The following is a 13503-nucleotide window of genomic DNA, read 5'->3' as shown; positions in this document are numbered from 1 at the left end:
GTCTTTTGTAGTCAATTTCTGAAAATTGACTTAATTCCTTCCAAAAAATCCTACTTTTTGCTGAATTTGCTCGATTTCTGACTATTTCTACCTAAATCGAAAGAAATCCATGCTGGAGAAGTTAAGCAAAGCTCGAAATTTGTCTAAGGCGCATAACGCAATTAAGCGTTTGATATCGGAGCGGGGCGAATCCAATGCGCTCAGTATGGCAGATGATGTGGTCAATAACTACCGCAAATTGACTAAAGATCAGTACGTTTCTTTCTTCACATTCCTTTTTGAAAAACTCAACCCTCAGGCAGATGCTGTTTTGAAGGCGGCACAAAACTTTGTCGCAGATTCGAGTGCGCGCAATTACATTCAGTTGCAAAAAGTTTCCGAATCTCGCCGCCAAGAATTTTTCCGTCGCCTGAATCGTGCGAGTCAAGGTACTGCTGCAGTCGTAGAAATGCGTCGTGACTTGTTGCAACTATTAGATAAAAAACCAGAGTTGGCTGCAGTCGATTTTGATTTACGCCACTTACTGTCCTCTTGGTTTAATCCAGGTTTTTTAAAAATGCATCAGGTCGACTGGAAGTCTCCTGCTGAGGTGCTTGAGAAGCTCATTAAACATGAGGCAGTTCATGCCATTGATGGTTGGGATGACTTGCGTCGTCGCCTCCAGCCCGATCGTCGCTGTTTTGCTTTTTTCCATCCGCAGCTCCCTAGTGAGCCTTTGATCTTTGTTGAGGTTGCCCTTTTGCCGGAGATTCCAACGGTTATTACACCGTTGGTAGATAAAAAAGCAGAGGTAGTGCATCAAGCTAGTCAATATAAGGTTGCCGTCTTTTATTCGATTAGTAACTGCGAGCCTGGGCTACGTGGTGTGTCGATGGGGAACTTTTTAATCAAGCGGGTAGCAGAGCAGTTGCATGCAGAATTTCCGGGGCTAAAAACGTTTGTGACTTTATCGCCGATACCAGGATTTATGGATTGGGTTACTGCTGGTGCGAATTTAGGTGAGGGTGTTCCGGCTGAGAGATTAAAGCCTACCCTCAAGGTGGCGCGAGACGCAGCGTTGGCAGTGCTCAAGCTCGAGAGCCAATCTTGGAGTGAGCGATTGGCGGGTGGTTGGCACCCCGATTTGGTTTCCGAGAAAGAAAAAGAGGCTTTATTAACCTTAGCTAGTATCTATTTGGGGCTAGCTTCTACTGGGCGCGATGGCAATCCAGTTGCTAAGTTTCATCTGGGTAATGGTGCTAAATTGCACCTCATTAATTGGGCGGGGGATTTATCGCGTAAAGGATTGCGCCAGTCCGCTGGCCTGATGGTGAACTACCTTTATGACCTGGGAAGTGTGGAGGATAACCATGAGCGCTTTGCTAATGGTGAAATTGTCTATTCCCGGGCAGTAGCTCGCCTGATGGCACCCTAGTACTAACTCTAGGGCTAAATTCTGCTGAAAAGTGCAAGTCCCCTTAGAATAAGGGGTTGAAATTAGTTACAAAAATAAAACCAGCGTAATAGTTGGTAAAAAACATAGGAGACAAGCATGTTTACTAAAGCAAACACATATTTCGCATTCTCATTCAGTGTTTTGAAGAAGGCGCTGTTTTTAATCTGTGCAGCACCGCTTACAGTCATGGCGCAAGAGTGGCCAAACAAACCGATCACCTTTGTAGTTCCTTTTCCTGCTGGCGGTGGTACGGATGCTTTTGCCCGTCCCTTGGCAAATCAATTGACCAAGCAATTGGGCAAGCAAATTATTATTGATAACCGCGGCGGTGCTGGCGGTACCGTAGGTGCCTCCATTGCAGCTAAAGCCGCTCCAGATGGATACAGCTTTTTTGTTGGCGCTGCCCACCATGCGATCGCTCCCTCTATGTACCCTAATTTGGATTACGACATTGAGAAGAGCTTCATTCCTGTGGCGATGATTGCTAGCCCGCCTCAAGTGATTGTGGTGAACCCAAAAAATGTTCAAGTCAAAAACTTAAAAGAATTTATCGAGCTCTTGAAAAAGAATCCAGGTAAGTTCAACTACGCCAGTGCCGGTAATGGTTCTTCGCATCACTTGGCTGGTGAGCAATTCAAAATGCTGACTAAGACCTTTATTACGCATATTCCTTATCGTGGAGCAGGACCTGCAATGCAAGACCTGATTGCGGGCCAAGTGGATTTAGAGTTTGATGGTCTGGGATCGTCAGCTGCTCAAATTAAAAATGGCACCATCGTTGCATTGGCGGTGGCCTCACAAAAACGTGCCCCTGGTTTTCCAAATGTACCAACTGCGGCCGAAGCTGGTTTAGTGGGTTATGAAGTTTCTACTTGGTATGGCTTGTTTGCTCCCAAAGGAACACCTCAACCTATCGTTGACAAGATGATTGTGGAAGTTCAGAAAGCAATTAATACACCTGAACTCAAGGCGATCTGGACCAACAACGGCTCAGATACTCCAACCCTTACTGGAGAAGCCTTTGGCAAGTTTGTCTCCGCAGATATTAAGCGTTGGGCTGCGGTGGCTAAGGCCTCTGGCGCTAAGCTTGATTAATTATTTGATTTAATTTACTGGTTTTGATTTGAGGCTCGAATGAATTTATATTCTTTATTGGAAAAAGGTTTTCCAAAAGATAAGCAAGCATGTGCATTAGAAACGCATGATGGACTGTATTACTCCTGGAGTGATCTAGAGCGTGCTACTGCCAAAATGGCGAATCTTCTAAAGAGTCTCAAACTGCCCGCTGGATCACGAATTGCGGTGCAAGTTGAGAAATCACCAGAGGCCCTCTTTTTGTATCTGGCGACCATAAAGGCGGGTTATGTCTACCTACCCCTCAATACTGCTTATCAAGCAGCGGAGATTCAGTACTTCCTTGAGAATTCTGAGCCAGCAGTTGTGGTTTGCAGTAGCAAGAATTTCTCCTGGGTATCTAAGGTAGCATTTAAAGCAGGCACAAAACATGTATTTACCTTAGACGAAGATCGCAAGGGTACTTTGCTAGAGCGTGCCGGCAGTCAAGGTGACAAGTTCAAAACTGTAGCCGTAAAAGATGATGATTTAGCAGCCATCCTGTATACCTCTGGCACAACTGGACGTAGCAAGGGCGCAATGCTCACCCATAAGAACTTGGGAAGCAATGCGCAAGTGCTGCAGAAGTTTTGGGGTTGGAAAAAAGGCGATGTCTTATTGCACGCTCTCCCAATATTCCATGTGCACGGTTTATTCGTTGCAGCTCATGGTGCATTGATTAACGGTAGCAAAATGATTTGGTTGCCCCGTCTGGACACTGCGCAACTCATTCATCACATGCCAAATTCCACTGTCATGATGGGTGTACCAACATTCTATGTGCGTCTGCTTGCGGACCAAGGTTTTAACAAGGCTGTAACGCGCAATATGCGCCTGTTTGTTTCAGGTTCTGCACCCTTACTCACGGAAACGTTTAATACCTTTAAAGAAGTGATTGGTCAGCCCATTCTTGAGCGTTACGGCATGAGCGAAACAGTCATGTTAGTTTCCAATCCTTATAAAGGAAATCGTGTGGGCGGCTCAGTTGGCCTGCCATTACCAGGCGTAAAAGTCCGCGTGGTAGACGAAAATAACAAGCCTTGTGGCGTAGATGCAATCGGCAGCATTCAAGTAAAGGGTCCAAATATATTTAAGGGCTACTGGCGTATGCCAGAAAAAACTGCCGAAGAATTTACTAAAGACGGTTGGTTTAAGACGGGTGACGTTGGTCGCTGGGGTGGTGTTGCCAATGGCGGTAATGCGCCTAAGGATTACCTCTGTATCGTTGGTCGAAGCAAGGATCTCATCATCTCTGGTGGCTATAACGTCTATCCAAAAGAAATCGAAAGTTTTATCGACGACATGGATGGCGTAGATGAAAGTGCCGTTATTGGTATTCCACATCCTGATTTTGGCGAGGCTGTAATGGCGGTAGTAGTGCCAAAAGCTGGCGCTAAGTTAGATGCGCAAGCCATGATTGCTGCCTTGAAAACCCAAATTGCCAACTTTAAGATTCCTAAGCGTTTAGAGATCGTTGCCGACTTACCTCGGAATGCCATGGGTAAAGTGCAGAAGAATATTTTGCGTCAGCAATACACCAACTAAGAGCAGTAAAAATATTGGCTTAGAAGCCGAACGCCTTGCGGCTTTCATTAAACATGAAGGCTGCAAGCATAAAGAGCATCACGCCGAAAATGCGCTTGAGTTGAGCAATATTGAGCTTCCTGGCCATTTTTGCGCCGAGTGGGGCAGTAAATATGCTTACCGCCACAATGCAGATCACCGCTGGAACATAAACGAATCCCAGAGATCCATCGGGGAGATTGGGGTTGCCCCAACTCCCATACATGTAGCCAATCGTCGCCGCAGCCGCAATAGGAAATCCCAGGCCTGAAGAGCTCGCCATTGCAGTATGCGGTTTTACATTGCACCAAAGCATAAATGGCACAGTGATGAATGCACCGCCTGCGCCAACTAGGCTGGCAATAACGCCGGTAAATGCCCCGAAAGAGAAAAGACCTAATGAGCCAGGTAACTCTCTTCCAGCAGAAGGCTTTTTATTGATGATCATCTGGATTGAGGTGTAGACGATAAACATCGCAAAGAATAATGAAAGCCATGAGGTATTAATTGCTTCGAAGATTTCGCTGCCACCGATCAGACTACCAATGACTAGTCCGGGACTGAGTGCGGCTACCAACTTCCAGTCGATGGAGTTGTGTTTGTGATGAGCCCAGATGGCTGAAGTGGTGGTAAAGAGTATGGTTGCCATGCCGGTAGCAATAGCCATATGCACAATCACATTTTGGCCAAAGCCAAGATGATTGAATACCAGAATCATGAAGGGCACTAAGATCATCCCGCCGCCAATGCCCAGCAAGCCTGCAAGAAAGCCCGAAATGCTGCCACACAACATCAACATGGCGATATCGGCTACTGACATGAATTCCCCGCCTTAGCCGCTAGGCCGTCATCCCGAACCCTAAGGTTCAAGGTGGAACGGCCACTCTGTTTCGGGTGCATTAAGAAACTCAGGGAGTGAACAGCGCGAAGCTGCCACTGTGAAGATTCGAAACGCTCACGCCCACAAGGTAAAGATCGTTCCTGATGCTTGCGCATCGGTTCAAGGAACTATTGGCCTTGGCGAACCAGGCAGGGAAAGAGTTTGCATCAGAGCATCCACTTGATCTTCCAGTGAATGAATTTCATTCTGGAGTCGCGCAATCTCTTCAGGATTGGTATTGGATGGGGAGTGTGATGCTGTAGTTGGTTGAGGTGCTGTTTGTAGTTTAATGAGGTCGCCAGCAATCTTTAGTGCAGCCATCATGCTGGCGCGTTCGATGCTGCGGTTACCGCCATTGATTGCCAGCTGAATTTGTTCGTCAACTAATGTGCAAGCCGCACGAAGCAATGGCTCATGTTCAGCACTCGTGGCTAAAGTGATTTTTTGACCGGCGAGGGTTACTTCAATGCGTTGTTGGCTCATTGTCATCCTCTGGGTTGGTTGGTGCTACGGGCTCACCGAGTAAGTTCAACTGACGCCCATCACTCTGCTCTGGAAGGCGACTCAAAATATGCTGAATCCGCTTTTGCGCATCCTCAATCTTGGTTTCCAGTTGATTGCGATCTTGATGCAGCGCTTTAACAGCATCCGCAATCAGCTGAATTTTCTTAGATAGCCTCTGTATTGATGTGGCTACCGGATCAGATTCGCTTGAGTCGCTGGGGACGTGAGGGGTGTACTCGGACATATAGGCATTGTAGCCTCAGGAAAAAGCTTTGTGAAACTCCCGTTTTCGGGGTTAACTGGGTATGGCCACCCAATCATTCCCCAGCTTTTCTAGGCGAATTCGGCCATCAAATAGTTCGATCAGGGCCTGATGGGTTCTGGGATCCTGGCTAGACCCCTGAAAATGCAGTCTACCTTTATCAAGCATGATGAGGTGGTCTGCTCTCAACGCAAAATGAATCTCATGCAAAACGGTCACCAAGGTCTTGCCCTGAGCTAGCAAATTTCCCTGCCATTTCAAAAAATCGGCTTGATGAGGGGGGTCTAAGTTCGCCAAAGGCTCGTCCATGAGCAAGATGTCTGAGTCTACGGCGAGAAGGCGTGCCAATAGCACTCGCTGACGCTCTCCTCCAGATAGTTGCTGCAATGGGCGATAGCGTAAATGCCAAGCATCGGTCTGTTGCAGGGCTTTCTCGACTGAAATGTGATCTGCTTCAGAAGGCAGATGCAACCATCCTTGATGGGGCAGGCGCCCCAGCATCACAGTGTCATATACGCTAAGAGAGTCGCCAAATTCTTCTGGGCTAGAGCCTCCCTGCTGATCAAGCCATGCCAATTTTTTGGCGAGAGCCTTGCGTGTCAGGGTGGATAGCTCAATCCCATCTAAGCTTAAGGATCCCGTATGCCTGAGTAAACCGGCTATCGCTTGCAAAAGGGATGACTTGCCGGCGCCATTGGGTCCAATGATGCTGGTCCATTGACCCTGAGGAATATTTAAATTCAGATCAGTGAGGATGGCGCAAGGTCCTCGATAGATAGATAGCTGGCGGGTTTTCATGGGCGTCCACCAAAAGAAGTGCGCTTCAGAAGGACTAGTAGATATAAGCCCCCCAAAATGGCCGTCACAATACCGACTGGAATTTCAAGTGGAGCGAATAGAGTGCGCGCAATGAGGTCTGAGCCGAGCAATAGGATGCCACCACCAAGACAAGAGAATATAAGTTGTACGCGTTGTTGTCCGCCAGAAAGCTTTCTGACTAAGTGCGGCGCTGCAAGTCCAACAAAAGCTACCAAGCCCGTTTGTGCAACAGCACACCCAGTTGCTAAAGCAAGTATGCCAATGAAGACCAGACGCAATTGATCTAGCGGTAAGCCTAAGGTACGAGCAGTATTCTCACCCAGAGATAAGGCGTCTAGTACGGGGCTAATAATTGAGGTGATGGCTAAGCAAAGAAATAATGCGATAGCCATGATCGCTACGCCAGACCAGTTCATCAACGTGGTGTTACCCAGCATGAAAGACTGAATACTTTGAAAGAGATCTGGTCGGATGAATGTGAATAAAGAATTCGCTGCCCCCAGGATGACGCTAATCACCACGCCAGACAATAAAAGACGTAAAGAGCTGCGATATCCACCAGCCAAGAGTAGCGAAGCTAGCACCCCAATTAATGCCCCAAGAAAAGCGCCCCCATTAAGGCCGATTATTTCTAACCAAGAGTTACCAAGATAGGCGAAGCAGAGGATGCTCCCCACACCAAGCAAGGCCCCGGATGCACTACCCAGTAGATAGGGATCGGCCAATGGATTGCGAAATAGACTTTGTGCAATACCTCCTGCAAGACCCAATAGGGCGCCAGCTAAATAAGCGCCCAATGATCGGGGTAATCGAATATCAAGCAAGATAATTTGATCAACCCCCACTACATCCCAGCTGGCACCCGTGCTCCCTAGTAGGGTTCCGAGCAATACTAATATCGCGCTCAGAATCAATAGGCCGAACAGCTTGGCTAGGAAGTAATTTTTTTGCATTACCGAGATGATGACATCTTCTCTTGAATGCATTGAGAAATAATCAGTGCTGCTTCACCCATACGTGGACCAGGGCGCACTAAGACATCATTTTGTTCGGATGTAAATACGCAAATCCGATTCTTAGATACCGCCGGAATAGCGTTCCATCCAGGACGTTTCTGAATATCAGCAATAGTCGATTCAGTAAGGAGAATGACATCAGGCCTAGCCTGAACTACAAACTCGGGATTGATTTTTGGGAATGGCCCCAGCGATTCCGGAATGATATTGATCAAATTGAGTTGCGAGAGTATTTCACCGATAAAGGAGGATCCACCTGCTGCATAGGGTGCTGGGTTAACCTCAAAATACACGCGAATATTTCCCCCCTTTAAGGAGAGTTGCTTATTGGCGCGCATGATCTCTTTTTGAATCTGATTCCACACGCGACTGCTTTCAGATACGCCCAAAATAAGATCTAACTTTTTAAGCGCTCGCTCCTCATCACCCATAGACTTAATGTCTAATGCAAATGTTTGAATCCCCAAAGAATTGAGTCTTGCAATAACAGGCGAGGCTTTCTCTAGCAAAACAACATCAGGCTTGAGTTGCACGATGCGCTCAATATTGACGTCGCCCACACCACCAAGCTTAGGCAGATTCTGAATTGATTTAGGCCAATTAGAAAAACGATCAACGCCAACTAAGGTGCCGCATTTACCTAACGTACAAACCGATTCGGTGAGGGAGGGTAGAAGACTTACGATGCGCTGGGGAGGTTTATTAAACACCACCACTACACCCCGATCATCAACAACGGAAAAAGGTGCAGCAAAAACTGCTACAGAAAATCCAAGAAGAAACAAAACTACCCCAATCGCTAAATAGCGGGAGCGAGATGAGGGTTGCATATTTTTGAATTCTTTCTCAGGGAGTTAGAAGTTATATTTTGCGGTTACAAAGTAAGTCGTTGGTGTCGTTGGATAGTAGTAGTAGCCTTTAGTGGGGTTATACCCTCCGGTTGTTGCGTAGGAATTTCCGCCGATGTTTTTAATCATTAATCTAGACTCCCAAGAATTAGCTTTATAGCTGGCATAAATATCTGCCGCAACATAAGACGGAATCTTTGCTAGTGAATTAGTTATGGCTGGGTCGGCATCATAGTTTTGGTTGCCGACATAGTTAACTACAGCCCCCGCACTCCATGAACTATTAAACATGTACTGAGCGCGAGCATTTAACAGCAAAGTTGGAGATAATCCGACGCCTACCCCGGAGATTGATCCTGTCGCGTAAGTGGATCTTTGTATTTTCCCGCCACCTGCTAGGGTTAAATTTCTAGTGAGATTGCTTGAGGAGTCAAAAATGAAGCCCGTTCGATTGATATTGCCTATGGTATTGATATTTCCATAGGTGGATGGATCGTAGCGAATTTCATTTTGTGTTACCGATTGGAAGACCAGGGCTGAAAGGTGGGATTGATGAATATTCCAATCTCCGCCAGCTGAATAGGTTTGGGAGATTTGAGGTTTTAATATGCCATTAAATGCCGGCGCTCCATAGCCTCCGTTTGCATTTGGGTCAAAGCCCCAGAATTCATCGGTATTTGGAAATCGATAAGATTGATCCCACTTAATGAATATTTTTTGACCCGATTGATAGTTGTAATTCAATGCGGCATCGCCAGCATTGGCGGAATATTTTTGACTAGCGCTAATGGTTGAGCCAGTTGAAAGGTCGTTTGTGGAGGCATTCTGCGCTTGATGTCTAAATCCCCCGCTTGCCTCTAGCCCATTCACCATCATCAGAGGAATGCGTGAGACTAGATACAGGGATTGATTCAGGACGCTAACGTTTTGTTGAAGACTAGTTGTACTAAAGGTGGAGCCTGAAGAACTGCTTTGAGAGGCTTGATTAAAATCATATCCAACAACCGTAGTTCCCCAATCCCCAAAGTTTGCCTTCATCTTAGGAGAAACTGCAAGTTGCCAGTTTGGACTAAGTGAAAAGTATGTGTATGGAAGGGCTGGAGCGTTGTTATTGGAATTCTTATTTGAATATATTCCATCAATATCAAAAGTTAGTTGACTATTAATTGCTTTGATAAAGCCGGCCCTGATACCTGCGTTATCAGTAGTTGTAGTTGAGCCAATAAACGCAGCTCTAGCAGATTGAGGGTTACCGGCCCCCGCTTGGCCAAGAACCGATCCTGGGGTCTGGGAGTTCGAGTGATTAAAGAATATGTCAGCGTATATCTGATCAATTCCGCCCAACGATTGTGTAACTTTGCCATCAAATGAATAAGCATTTGCTGCAGAGTTTTGTCGCCAGCCATCTGTGTTGGAAGTGTTCGCTGTGAGTTGAATTGTGGTGTCATTCAGTTTATTGCGCAAAATTGCATTGTTAATTAGGGTGTTGTAGCTACCATAAGTCACTGATGCTTGATTTAGGTTTTTTGCTCCGCCATTAGTAATGATATTGATAACACCACCCACGGCTCCATTGCCGTATTGAACGCTTGCACCACCTTGTAGGACCTCAATTCGTTCGATTGAGTCTATCGGTATAGATTCCCAATTGATAGTGCCAGAATCTATGGGGTTCAGCCGCTGACCATCGACCAGTATCAGCGTGGTGCTATTTGCTGTGGCGCCATAGCCGCCCATATCTACTGACGCATCTAAATTTAAGGGATTTCCACTGGAATATTTGACATTCAATCCGCCAATCTGGGAGAGAACCTCCGGAATATTGTTGGAGCTTGAATTTGAAATTTCTTCGCGCGTAATAACTTTGACGTTCGCTGGAACCTCATTGAGATTCTCTTGGAAGCGTGAGCCCGAGACAATGACTGTCGATTGGGAGTTTTGAGCAATTACTGCTGTGCTGAGTGCTATTGCTACGCCACAAAATAGGGCGCTGATAAATTTACTACTGAACTGCTGCTTCATGATGAACCTTCTGCCTTCAAATCGCCTAGCTAACTTCCCCGTAAGCTGGGCCGAACAGAATTTCACTATTAAGAGTTCAGGCGTCAATTGGGCATCTTTGCTGGTGCTTGGGATGCTTCATTAGCGCGCGAAGGTCCCCGTCCGCAAAATTCCACTTGTCTTGGCCGGTATCCGGGCTAGTAAATCTCAGAATCTGGCCTTCCCATGCAATTGACGCGCACAGTGGCTTATTCAGACTCCTGACACCTTTACCAAAAAGTTAGGGTGTATTTACTTACCGTTGCGGGGGCAGCACACGTTTAGTGTTTCCCGTTTAACTTTATTGCACTGCAATAAAGCACCACGACCCAGTGATTCTATCTCACGCTAGGCCCTAAGCCGCTTAAAAAGCTAAAAAAGCCTACAATGAGGGGCTCAAGGATTAAGGATTCATGACAGCATTAGACAAGCACCCCGAAAAAAATCTGATTCGTCTTCAGCTTAGCCAAAACTCGGTGTTAAAAAGCTTAGATGCAGAAGCAATGGCTGAATTAGAGCGCCATTTAGTGATCTCAGATCTCAAAAAATCAGAAATCTTGCTTCATCAAGGCGATCACCAAATGGAGCAGTACTTTGTGCTGGACGGAATTTTGAAGCGCATAGTTTCTAGTGCTGATGCAAAAGAGATGATTTTGCGCTTTGCCATCGAGAAAGATATTGAAACGAGCTATGCAGCTTGGCGCCTCAAGACGGCCGCCCCATATAGCATTGCCTCTGTGACAAAAGCTCGCGTTGCCCGTATGCCCTTGAAAAAATGGGCTGAATTTTTGGATGCGCATAGACCCCTTAAAGAGAGCTTTGAGTTTGAGGTCATGCGCTTAATGAGTGAGATCATGGCCCACACCATCACCTTGCATATGCTCGATGCACCAGGCCGAGTAGAGCGTTTCTTACGCAAATATGAGGACTTATTCGAGCTACTCCCTAAAAAAGAGCTGGCTGCCTACCTCAACCTATCCCCAGAGACCTTGAGTCGCCTCAAAACAAAGCATAAAGAGCTTTTTGTCTAGCTAGAAACCCTAGTTGCTTCTAGATTTCAGAGGAAATTGACCGAAGTCAATGATGATCACCACCCCTCAGGCCTAAGATTCATCTCAGCCTGAACGGGGGTCTTTATAGTTACCCGTGGCACTACTAATAACTTAATTGGAGACGGTTGGCGAAAGCTAAATTGCACTGAACCTGTTTTACGTTCGGGCGGTGTAAATAACTAAAAATTTCTATGACAACAGACAATCAAAATACACAAGTCACTGATGGCTTTCATCTCGTCATTGATGCTTTAAAAGCAAATGACCTAGACACCATCTTTGGTCTCGTTGGTATTCCAATCACCGACTTGTGCCGTTTGGCTCAAGCTGAAGGATTGCGCTTTATTGGTTTTCGTCACGAGCAGCATGCTGGTAACGCTGCCGCGATTGCTGGTTACATGACTCAAAAGCCTGGTATTTGTATGACTGTGTCAGCGCCAGGTTTCTTAAACGGTTTGACAGCGCTAGCGAATGCGACTGTGAACTGCTTCCCAATGATTTTGATCAGCGGTTCAAGTGAGCGCGAGATCGTTGACTTGCAACAGGGCGATTACGAAGAGATGGATCAGCTCAATGCTGCTAAGCCGTATTGCAAAGCTGCCTACCGCATCAACCATATCGAAGATATCGGCATTGGTTTTGCTCGTGCAATTCGTGCAGCGGTTTCTGGTCGCCCGGGCGGCGTGTATTTGGACTTGCCTGCAAAACTGCTGGCTCAAACAATGCCTGTTGAAGAAGCTAAGAAATCGATCTTCAAAGTAATTGATCCAATTCCACGTCAAATCCCTGCTCCTGATGCTGTAGAGCGCGCATTGAATGTATTGAAAGGTGCTAAACGTCCATTGATCCTCTTGGGTAAAGGCGCTGCTTATGCTCAAGCAGATGCGGATATTCGTGCTTTGATTGAAAAGTCCGGTATTCCGTATTTGCCAATGTCGATGGCTAAAGGTTTGTTGCCAGACAATCATCCACAATCTGCTTCTGCAGCACGCTCATTTGTATTGGCCGAAGCCGATGCAGTGTTGTTGGTTGGTGCGCGCCTGAACTGGTTACTGGCACATGGTAAAGGTAAGACTTGGGGTAAAGATCCTAAGAAATTTATCCAGATCGATATTCAAGCAAACGAAGTGGACAGTAACGTACAAATCGATGCACCATTGATTGGTGATATTGGTTCCTGTGTTGGCGAACTCTTAAAAGGGATTGCAGCGGTTCCGAAACCAGCTGCCGAGTGGATCGCTGCGATCAACGAGAAAAAAGATAAGAACTTAGCGAAGATGGCAGAAACACTTGCCAAAGATGCTTCGCCAATGAACTTCCATGGCGCCTTGCGTGCTATTCGTGATGTGATCAAGCTAAACCCTGACGTGAACTTGGTAAACGAAGGTGCAAATACACTCGACTATTGCCGTGCCATTGTTGATATGTACAAGCCACGTAAGCGTTTTGACTCAGGTACCTGGGGCATCATGGGTATTGGCATGGGTTATGCGATTGGTGCAGCCGTTACTAGTGGCTTGCCAACTGTTGCAGTTGAGGGCGACAGTGCCTTCGGCTTTAGCGGCATGGAATTAGAAACCATTTGCCGTTACAACTTGCCGATTACTACGGTTGTTTTCAATAACAACGGCGTATACCGCGGTACTGATGTCAACCCAACAGGTGGTGCAGATGTGGCCCCAACTGTATTCGTAAAGAATGCACGTTACGACAAAATGATTGAGGCATTTGGTGGCGTTGGTTATTACGTAACCACCCCGGCTGAGTTGGAGGCTGCTCTGACTAAGGCAATTGCTGAAGGTAAGCCCGCTTTGATTAATGCTGTGATTGATGAAACTGCTGGCACAGAAAGTGGACGCTTAACTAACTTAAACCCATCTACTGCTGGTAAGAAGTAATACGCCGGCAATAAATACGTAATATTTTTAGACTACATTTAGTAACAAATAAGAAATACTTTAAGGAGAATCA

Annotated in this window: 11 protein-coding genes, 1 other RNA gene, 1 pseudogene and 1 riboswitch; of the genes and pseudogenes, 5 read left to right on the top strand and 8 right to left on the bottom strand. The window is 46.4% G+C overall.

Annotated elements, in window-relative coordinates; translation table 11 throughout:
• The first annotated feature begins 109 nt into the window (after positions 1 to 109).
• From CBI30_RS03125 to CBI30_RS03115, 3 genes are all read left to right on the top strand, one after another.
• Positions 110 to 1414 carry a malonyl-CoA decarboxylase gene (locus CBI30_RS03125; protein ID WP_088526873.1) on the top strand — a complete coding sequence of 435 codons (1305 nt, stop codon included), beginning with the start codon at positions 110 to 112 and terminating at the stop codon, positions 1412 to 1414.
• A 207-nt stretch (positions 1415 to 1621) separates the two neighbouring features.
• A complete protein-coding gene (locus tag CBI30_RS03120) occupies positions 1622 to 2530 on the top strand; it encodes a Bug family tripartite tricarboxylate transporter substrate binding protein (protein WP_240553488.1) in 909 nt (302 codons plus the stop codon).
• A gap of 39 nt (positions 2531 to 2569) precedes the next feature.
• Positions 2570 to 4093 carry a malonate--CoA ligase gene (locus tag CBI30_RS03115; RefSeq protein ID WP_088526871.1) on the top strand — a complete coding sequence of 508 codons (1524 nt, stop codon included), beginning with the start codon at positions 2570 to 2572 and terminating at the stop codon, positions 4091 to 4093.
• A gap of 19 nt (positions 4094 to 4112) precedes the next feature.
• On the opposite strand, the gene CBI30_RS03110 is transcribed toward CBI30_RS03115, so the two are convergent.
• From CBI30_RS03110 to CBI30_RS03075, 8 genes and pseudogenes are all read right to left on the bottom strand, one after another.
• Positions 4113 to 4931, bottom strand: coding sequence for a sulfite exporter TauE/SafE family protein (locus tag CBI30_RS03110; protein ID WP_088526870.1), 819 nt, complete (start codon positions 4929 to 4931; stop codon positions 4113 to 4115).
• A non-coding RNA gene (gene ssrS, locus CBI30_RS03105) (6S RNA) lies at positions 4932 to 5150 on the bottom strand.
• A 99-nt stretch (positions 5151 to 5249) separates the two neighbouring features.
• Positions 5250 to 5474: pseudogene (locus CBI30_RS11420) on the bottom strand (cell division protein ZapA); the annotation flags it as partial.
• On the bottom strand, positions 5455 to 5739 hold the full coding sequence (locus CBI30_RS03095) for a hypothetical protein (protein ID WP_088526869.1): 285 nt from the start codon (positions 5737 to 5739) through the stop codon (positions 5455 to 5457). The gene CBI30_RS03095 and the pseudogene CBI30_RS11420, both read right to left, overlap by 20 nt.
• Before the next feature lie 51 nt (positions 5740 to 5790).
• Complete coding sequence (locus CBI30_RS03090) at positions 5791 to 6555, bottom strand: ABC transporter ATP-binding protein (protein ID WP_088526868.1); 765 nt, start codon at positions 6553 to 6555, stop codon at positions 5791 to 5793.
• On the bottom strand, positions 6552 to 7562 hold the full coding sequence (locus tag CBI30_RS03085; RefSeq protein WP_240553478.1) for a FecCD family ABC transporter permease: 1011 nt from the start codon (positions 7560 to 7562) through the stop codon (positions 6552 to 6554). Before CBI30_RS03085 ends, CBI30_RS03090 begins: the two co-directional genes overlap by 4 nt.
• Positions 7529 to 8422 (bottom strand): ABC transporter substrate-binding protein, encoded by an 894-nt coding sequence (locus CBI30_RS03080; protein WP_088526866.1) that lies wholly within the window; start codon positions 8420 to 8422, stop codon positions 7529 to 7531. Before CBI30_RS03080 ends, CBI30_RS03085 begins: the two co-directional genes overlap by 34 nt.
• Positions 8423 to 8446: 24 nt before the next feature.
• Positions 8447 to 10462, bottom strand: coding sequence for a TonB-dependent receptor (locus CBI30_RS03075; protein WP_088526865.1), 2016 nt, complete (start codon positions 10460 to 10462; stop codon positions 8447 to 8449).
• A gap of 145 nt (positions 10463 to 10607) precedes the next feature.
• Positions 10608 to 10822, bottom strand: a riboswitch (cobalamin riboswitch).
• Positions 10823 to 10893: 71 nt separating this feature from the next.
• On the opposite strand from CBI30_RS03075, the gene CBI30_RS03070 reads away from it, so the two are divergent.
• Complete coding sequence (locus CBI30_RS03070; protein ID WP_088526864.1) at positions 10894 to 11511, top strand: Crp/Fnr family transcriptional regulator; 618 nt, start codon at positions 10894 to 10896, stop codon at positions 11509 to 11511.
• A 212-nt stretch (positions 11512 to 11723) separates the two neighbouring features.
• Positions 11724 to 13430 carry an oxalyl-CoA decarboxylase gene (gene oxc, locus CBI30_RS03065; RefSeq protein ID WP_088526863.1) on the top strand — a complete coding sequence of 569 codons (1707 nt, stop codon included), beginning with the start codon at positions 11724 to 11726 and terminating at the stop codon, positions 13428 to 13430.
• Positions 13431 to 13503 lie beyond the last annotated feature (73 nt).

Origin of the sequence: Polynucleobacter aenigmaticus, assembly GCF_002206635.1 — a bacterium.
GTDB lineage: Bacteria > Pseudomonadota > Gammaproteobacteria > Burkholderiales > Burkholderiaceae > Polynucleobacter > Polynucleobacter aenigmaticus.
The sequence above is the reverse complement of the archived record's forward strand: the minus strand, read 5'-3'. Positions and strand labels throughout refer to the sequence as shown.

Excerpts from the sequence above, each read along its gene's own strand:
- oxc (WP_088526863.1), top strand. The coding sequence starts at position 11,724 with ATGACAACAGACAATCAAAATACACAAGTCACTGATGGCTTTCATCTC.
- CBI30_RS03085 (WP_240553478.1), bottom strand. The coding sequence starts at position 7,562 with ATGCATTCAAGAGAAGATGTCATCATCTCGGTAATGCAAAAAAATTAC.
- CBI30_RS03090 (WP_088526868.1), bottom strand. The coding sequence starts at position 6,555 with ATGAAAACCCGCCAGCTATCTATCTATCGAGGACCTTGCGCCATCCTC.
- CBI30_RS03115 (WP_088526871.1), top strand. The coding sequence starts at position 2,570 with ATGAATTTATATTCTTTATTGGAAAAAGGTTTTCCAAAAGATAAGCAA.
- CBI30_RS03080 (WP_088526866.1), bottom strand. The coding sequence starts at position 8,422 with ATGCAACCCTCATCTCGCTCCCGCTATTTAGCGATTGGGGTAGTTTTG.
- CBI30_RS03110 (WP_088526870.1), bottom strand. The coding sequence starts at position 4,931 with ATGTCAGTAGCCGATATCGCCATGTTGATGTTGTGTGGCAGCATTTCG.
- CBI30_RS03125 (WP_088526873.1), top strand. The coding sequence starts at position 110 with ATGCTGGAGAAGTTAAGCAAAGCTCGAAATTTGTCTAAGGCGCATAAC.
- CBI30_RS03095 (WP_088526869.1), bottom strand. The coding sequence starts at position 5,739 with ATGTCCGAGTACACCCCTCACGTCCCCAGCGACTCAAGCGAATCTGAT.
- CBI30_RS03070 (WP_088526864.1), top strand. The coding sequence starts at position 10,894 with ATGACAGCATTAGACAAGCACCCCGAAAAAAATCTGATTCGTCTTCAG.
- CBI30_RS03075 (WP_088526865.1), bottom strand. The coding sequence starts at position 10,462 with ATGAAGCAGCAGTTCAGTAGTAAATTTATCAGCGCCCTATTTTGTGGC.
- CBI30_RS03120 (WP_240553488.1), top strand. The coding sequence starts at position 1,622 with ATGGCGCAAGAGTGGCCAAACAAACCGATCACCTTTGTAGTTCCTTTT.